General features: G+C 68.4%; 7 protein-coding genes and 1 pseudogene. 3 read left to right on the forward strand and 5 right to left on the reverse strand.

All coding sequences use genetic code 11. The features are described 5' to 3' along the window. Nucleotides 1-29 precede the first annotated feature (29 nt). The 3 genes from MJ777_RS22020 to MJ777_RS22030 all read right to left on the reverse strand — a co-directional run bounded on the left by MJ777_RS22020 (nt 30) and on the right by MJ777_RS22030 (nt 1,457). Nucleotides 30-257, reverse strand: coding sequence for a DUF3107 domain-containing protein (locus MJ777_RS22020; RefSeq protein ID WP_239309556.1), 228 nt, complete (start codon nt 255-257; stop codon nt 30-32). Nucleotides 258-395: 138 nt separating this feature from the next. Further along, nucleotides 396-1,079 (reverse strand): TetR/AcrR family transcriptional regulator, encoded by a 684-nt coding sequence (locus MJ777_RS22025; protein ID WP_239309558.1) that lies wholly within the window; start codon nt 1,077-1,079, stop codon nt 396-398. A gap of 162 nt (nt 1,080-1,241) precedes the next feature. Continuing rightward, nucleotides 1,242-1,457, reverse strand: coding sequence for a hypothetical protein (locus MJ777_RS22030; protein ID WP_239309559.1), 216 nt, complete (start codon nt 1,455-1,457; stop codon nt 1,242-1,244). Nucleotides 1,458-1,579: 122 nt separating this feature from the next. Between MJ777_RS22030 and MJ777_RS22825 the strand changes: the two genes are divergently transcribed. Continuing rightward, nucleotides 1,580-1,708 carry a hypothetical protein gene (locus MJ777_RS22825; protein ID WP_255724145.1) on the forward strand — a complete coding sequence of 43 codons (129 nt, stop codon included), beginning with the start codon at nt 1,580-1,582 and terminating at the stop codon, nt 1,706-1,708. Nucleotides 1,709-1,828: 120 nt separating this feature from the next. On the opposite strand, the gene MJ777_RS22035 is transcribed toward MJ777_RS22825, so the two are convergent. After that, nucleotides 1,829-2,026: a hypothetical protein gene (locus tag MJ777_RS22035; protein WP_239309562.1), complete on the reverse strand. Its 198-nt coding sequence runs from the start codon at nt 2,024-2,026 to the stop codon at nt 1,829-1,831. A gap of 91 nt (nt 2,027-2,117) precedes the next feature. On the opposite strand from MJ777_RS22035, the gene MJ777_RS22040 reads away from it, so the two are divergent. Next, on the forward strand, nt 2,118-3,173 hold the full coding sequence (locus MJ777_RS22040) for a Ku protein (protein ID WP_239377668.1): 1,056 nt from the start codon (nt 2,118-2,120) through the stop codon (nt 3,171-3,173). Between the two features lie 403 nt (nt 3,174-3,576). After that, entirely contained in the window at nt 3,577-4,749 is a 1,173-nt protein-coding gene (gene moeZ, locus MJ777_RS22045; RefSeq protein WP_239309566.1) for an adenylyltransferase/sulfurtransferase MoeZ, read from the forward strand. A 192-nt stretch (nt 4,750-4,941) separates the two neighbouring features. Here the strand turns inward: moeZ and MJ777_RS22050 are convergent. Then, nucleotides 4,942-5,898 (reverse strand): annotated as a pseudogene (locus tag MJ777_RS22050) (hypothetical protein); the annotation flags it as partial.

A 5,898-nucleotide genomic window follows, 5' to 3' on the forward strand; every position in this document is an offset into this window, starting at 1 on the left:
GTGGCGGTCCGCTTCGGCACTGACCGAGTTCAGAGCGAGCCGAAGCCAACCCGACGCGTCTCGGCCTCGGTGATCTCGATATAGGCCAGCTTCGCGACCGGGACGATGACCTGACGGCTCTTCTCGTCCACGAGCGTGAGCAGGCCCAGCTCCGACCCGATCGCGTCAGCGACCGCCTGGGCCACATCCGCCGACGACTGGCTGCTTTCGATTACCAGCTCACGCCCGACGTTTTGGATGCCGATCTTGACCTCCACCAGCGATGACCTCCGCGTTCGATTGACCAGCCAGGGCAATCGCGCTTTGGCGCGATCTGTCGCCACGATAGGGCCTGCGGCGGGCGGGGGGGTAGGCGGCCCGGCCGTGTTCGCTGGAGGCGTCAGTCCTCCCGCGCGTCAGTCCTCCCGCTCGTCGGCATGGTCCGGTGACGCGGGGTCGGCGTCGTCGACGTTGCGGCGCGGGTAGCCGGCGAGGCCTCGCCAGGCGAGCTCGACCATGGTTGCCACAGCGCGCTCCTTCTCCACCGTCCCACCGGTGACCAGCCACCAGCGGGCTCCCGTCTCGGCGAGACCCACCAGCCCGATGGACAGCAGCTCGGCCTCGCCGGGACCGACACCGGTGTCCGCGGCGATGACGGCGGCGATGGCGTTCGCGCACTCGGTGAAGCTGTTCTCCACCCGCTTGCGGACGGCGGGCTCACTGCGTAGGTCGGACTCGAGGACGAGCTGGTAGGCCCCGCTGGGATCGTCGACGAAGTCGAAGTAGGCCGCGATGGACCGGGCGATCCGGGTGTGGTTGTCGGTGGTGGAGGCAAGCGCCCGGCGGACGCTTGACAGAAGTGAGTAGGCCTGCTCGTCCAGCAGCGCCAGATAAAGATCAAGTTTTCCGGGAAAGTGCTGGTAGAGCACGGGCTTGCTGACGCCCGCACGCTCAGCGATCTCATCCATCGCGGTCGCGTGATAGCCCTGGGCAACGAAGACCTCGCGCGCGGCGCCCAGCAGCTGGAACCTGCGTGCTGTCCGGGGCAGCCGTGCGGTCTTGCCTGTCCGCGGTTGCGGTGCGGACGGCCCGACGGTCACCGACGCACCTCCTTCGCTGCCCATCGGCACATTCGCCAGCTACTTTCCCACATGGCAGGACCCTGATCGGCGGGTCGAGCCGAGCCAGATTGAAGATTTTTATGCGGGGGCCGTGGGCGGCGCAGGAAAAATCTTGGCTGCGCCGTCTTCGGCCGGTCGTTCTTACCGGTACTCGTCCTCGTCCTCGTCCTCCACGGCGATGCGCTGCTGCGCCGCGTCGTACTCGGCAACCTCGAGGGGGAAGGCCCATGCGGACGGCGGCACCGGCGGTTCACGGGTCGAGATCTCGCGAGCCTGCTCCGCGGCATCGGCGTCGGGCACATCCGGACGGTCGAGAATGTCACGCACATCGAGCGGGAGGTCCGTCGGTGAGCTCATGGCTTCCTCCTGTCAGCGCCTGCGGCTTGTGATCGCCTGTCGGTAGGCGGTGGCCGCGCGGACGTCTTGGAACTTTGCATCTCCGCGCCGGCCGCACCTGGCAAAGGGGCAAAAAGATCGCCGTGTTCTTCGACTCGATCCGGTATGTCGCCCACCATGAATACCAGGTCAGCCGGATGCTGGCAGAACGCGGCCCTGTCCCGGGCGGCGGGGTGGAAACGACCGGGCGGGTCCCGCTGCCCGCGGCATGATCGGTGCGTGCCGGTGGAGACACGCCGCCTGATCGCCTGATCGCCTGATCGACAAAAGATCATGACTGGCCATCGGGTACGGCATTTTGTCCTGATGGGCGGCGCCGCTGGCGGGTCGGTTCACTGGCGCAGGTAGCTGGTGTAGGTATCCGGTCCGGTCGGCCCGCGCCCGATGAGCCGTTCGCCGGCTGGCTGCTGCCCGATCGGGCCGGGCCCGGTGCCCGGATGCCTGCCATGGGTCCATCTCTTGTACCCATACGCCTTCCATACTTCGCCGGAGTGGGAGAGCATTGTGATGCGAGTGTTTTTGTTGGGCATGAATCGTGATTTTTAGGGAAATCGACGATTCGGGGATCATGCAAATTGGAACGTTCCGTGAAGATGCTAATACTCACGGTAAGGGGTGGGCGTGCGATCGATCTGGAAAGGCGCGATCTCCTTCGGTCTTGTCTCGATTCCGGTCAGGCTCTACTCGGCCACCGAAGAGCGGGACGTGTCGTTCCATCAGGTGAGACGCGACGACGGATCCCGCATCCGCTACAAGCGGGTGGCCGCGGCGGACGGGGCTGAAGTTCCGTACTCTGAGATCGCCAAGGGGTACGAGCTGCCGTCCGGGGAGACCGTCGTGCTCACCGATGAGGACTTCGCGAACCTGCCGCTGTCGACCTCCCACACGATCGACGTGCTGGAGTTCGTCCCGCCGGGGCAGGTCGACCCGATCTATTTCGCCAGGAGCTACTACGTCGAGCCCGACCGGACCGGGATCAGGCCGTACGTGGTCCTGCGGGACGCGCTCGAGGAGTCGGGGCGGATCGCGCTCGTCAAGGTCGCTCTTCGCCAGCGCGAGCAACTGGCGACCATGCGGGTTCGCGACGGGGTGTTCGTCCTGTCCACGATGATCTGGCCGGACGAGGTGCGTGCCCCGGAGTTCCCGTTCCTGATTGATCATGTTGATCTTCGACCGCAAGAATTGATCATGGCGCAGGCGCTGATCGACACACTGTCCGCGGACTTCGACCCGACCCCGTACACCGACGGGTACCGGGCGGCGTTGCAGGCCGTCATCGAGGCGAAGGTGTCCGGGAACGAGATGGTGACCCCGCCGGGTGAGGGACAGCCGGTCAGCGCCGCGGGTGATCTGGTGAGCGTGCTCACGGCCAGCGTGGCGGCGGCGCGGGGGAACCGGGCTGGCGCGCGGTCGGGCGCCGGCACCGAGCCCGGCGCGGGCGCGAGCGGCACCACCCCGGACACAGCTTCGATGGCGCACGGCGCGGGTTCTGGCGGGAACGGTGCCAGCGGCGGGGATGGTGCTGTCGGCGGGAACGGTGCCAGCGCCGGGGACGGCGCCAGCGGCGGGGACGCGGAAACCCAGCCGAAAGCCACGGGCGGCCGCGGCACGCGCGCGAAGAAGGTGGGGGCCACGGCGAGGTCCACGGGTTCGGCAAGCCGCCGCCGCAGCGCCTGAGAGCGTGTGAGATCGGGCTTTCGATCAGTGAGCCGCGTCCAGGCGCCCCCTGGCAAGGCGGCAGGCCGAAGCGATACCGGATGAGTTGTCTCGGTGTGGCCGACAACGCGGCCAGGGGGCACCTGGGCGCGGTGAGCCGGAATGACGATCTCAAACACGCTCTGAGAACCCGCCGCGGGCGCGGGCCGTGCACGAAGCCTGTCTGGAGCGGTCCCGTTCCCGACCGCTGGCCGGGGAACAGCCGTGCCCGCTCGTGCGCTGTGCTGGCTGGCGATCCCGTCGACCGGGCGCGCGGCGCGGCCCAATCGGGAGATCTTGTACGAGGGCGTTCGTAGCCTGCGACGATGGGGCCGACGAGGTTGTCGGATGTATGGATTCAGCGCTGCGACCGCGAGGAGAGATCGTGTCCCTGCCGCCCCTGGTCGAGCCCGCGACCGACCTGAGCATCGACGAGGTCCGCCGGTACTCCCGGCATCTGATCATTCCGGACGTCGCGATGGCCGGCCAGAAGCGGCTGAAGAACGCGAAGGTGCTGGCCGTCGGTGCCGGCGGGCTGGGCTCGCCGACCCTGATGTACCTGGCCGCCGCCGGGGTGGGGACGCTCGGCATCGCCGAGTTCGACACGGTGGACGAGTCCAACCTGCAACGTCAGATCATCCATGGGCAGTCGGACGTGGGACGCTCCAAGGCGCTGTCGGCCCGTGACAGCGTCCGCGAGATCAACCCCTACGTGGACGTCGTCCTGCACGAGACCAGGCTGGACACCACCAATGTGATGGAGATTTTCAGCCGGTACGACCTGATCGTGGACGGTACGGACAACTTCGCCACCCGCTATCTGGTCAACGACGCCTGCGTGCTGCTCGGCAAGCCGTATGTCTGGGGGTCGATCTACCGGTTCGACGGCCAGGCGAGCGTCTTCTGGGCCGAGCACGGCCCGTGCTACCGCTGCCTCTACCCTCAGGCGCCGCCGCCGGGCATGGTGCCGTCCTGCGCGGAGGGCGGTGTCCTCGGTGTGCTGTGCGCGTCGATCGGGTCGATCCAGGCGACCGAGGCGATCAAGGTGCTGACGGGGATCGGCGACCCGCTGGTCGGTCGCCTCATGGTCTACGACGCGCTCGAGATGAGCTACCGTCTGATCAAGGTGCGCAAGGATCCCGAGTGCGAGCTGTGCGGCAAGAACCCGAGCATCACCGAACTGATCGACTACGAGGCCTTCTGCGGGGTCGTTTCGGACGAGGCCCAGCAGGCGGTGGCCGGCTCGACGATCCTCGCCGCCGAGCTGAAGGACTGGCTTGACCGCGGCGAGCCGATCGAGCTGGTCGACGTCCGGGAGCCGGCCGAGTGGGAGATTGTCCGCATCCCTGGGGCGCGCCTCATCCCCAAGGGCGAGCTGCCCGCACACCTTTCCGAGCTGCCGCAGGACCGCAGGGTCGTCCTTTACTGCAAGAGCGGCGTGCGGTCGGCGGAGGCCTTGGCGACGCTGAAGGCCGCGGGTTTCTCCTCGGCGGTGCACGTCCAAGGCGGTGTGACCGCCTGGGCGACCCAGGTCGACAAGTCACTGCCGGTGTACTGACCGCCGACGCCACCAGGATCCAGATGGTGACAGATAGTTGCCGCGTAGATGGCATTGGTGCTGTCGACACGTGGGAGCCGGCCGCGGCTGTCCGCCGCCCGGCGCATGTCCGCTGCCAGCCTTCCGCGCACCGCGCCGTCGGCGGGTGAGGCGGGCCGGTGGGTTACCGGCCCGCCTTGTCCAGGCCGGTCGTCAGGGTGACTTGGTACCGCCCGCGACCGAGGTTCCAGGGCCGATGGTCGCGTTACCCATAGCGATATCCATGTTGGTCACCTGGTGGGTGGCGTTGACAGTGGGGCTGCACTTGACTACCAGTTGCTGGGCGCTCTGGAGGTCCAGGTGAACCCGCTGTGGTTGCCCGAGAGCGATGTTGATCGGTGAGCCCAGCTGGGTCGAGCCGTCCTTGACGAACGTGAGAGCCGTGGTGTTACCCGCCGCATTGGTGGCGTCATTGGGAACGCCGATCACCGCGTCCAGGAACGCATACCCCGCAACGTTGTAGGTGACGCTGGGATTGTAAGAACCGCTGCAGGTAAGACGGACACTGAACGGGTAGGTGGTTGTCCCGATCTGCTCCGGCCCGGTACTCACGACGACGGCCACGGTGCCGACCGGCTTGATCGAGGAGAGGTTGGTCGTCCCGGCGGCCTGTGGTGCGTTGGACGGTGTGGCCGGGCTGGTTGTTCCCGGGGGAGCCGGCTCGGTTGTCCCGGGACCGGTTGTGGGCGAGGTGGTCGTCGCCGGGCCGGCTGTCGCCTGGTCAGTCGTTGCCGGGCCGGTCGTCCCGGGAAAGGCGCTGTTCGATTCCTGGGCGACCGGGGTGCTGGGGCCGGGGCTGCCGCCGCTGAGCAGCCGCGGCACGACGATCGCGAGGATGACGACGATCGCCGCCGCCGCCGCGGCGAACGGCCACCGCTTGCGGCTCGGTGATGGCACCGGGCCGCCGCCGGGTGGCGGGGTGGCTCCAGGATGGGACGGGGGCTGGTTCGCGGCGGCGGTAAGCGCCGACGCCGGGACGTCCGGGCCCGTCCCGGTCCGCGCGGGCGCCGTCCAGCCGCCGGCCGGGACGCCGCGCGGCGACGAGCGCGCGGTCGCGTCCGCCGACCCGCCCGCGACCAGCGCGGGCGGGGGAAGCGGTGTCGCGAGGCC

It is taken from the genome of Protofrankia sp. Cj5, assembly GCF_917627405.1.
Lineage (GTDB): Bacteria > Actinomycetota > Actinomycetes > Frankiales > Frankiaceae > Protofrankia.

Excerpts from the sequence above, each read along its gene's own strand:
- MJ777_RS22030 (WP_239309559.1), bottom strand. The coding sequence starts at position 1,457 with ATGAGCTCACCGACGGACCTCCCGCTCGATGTGCGTGACATTCTCGAC.
- MJ777_RS22035 (WP_239309562.1), bottom strand. The coding sequence starts at position 2,026 with ATGCCCAACAAAAACACTCGCATCACAATGCTCTCCCACTCCGGCGAA.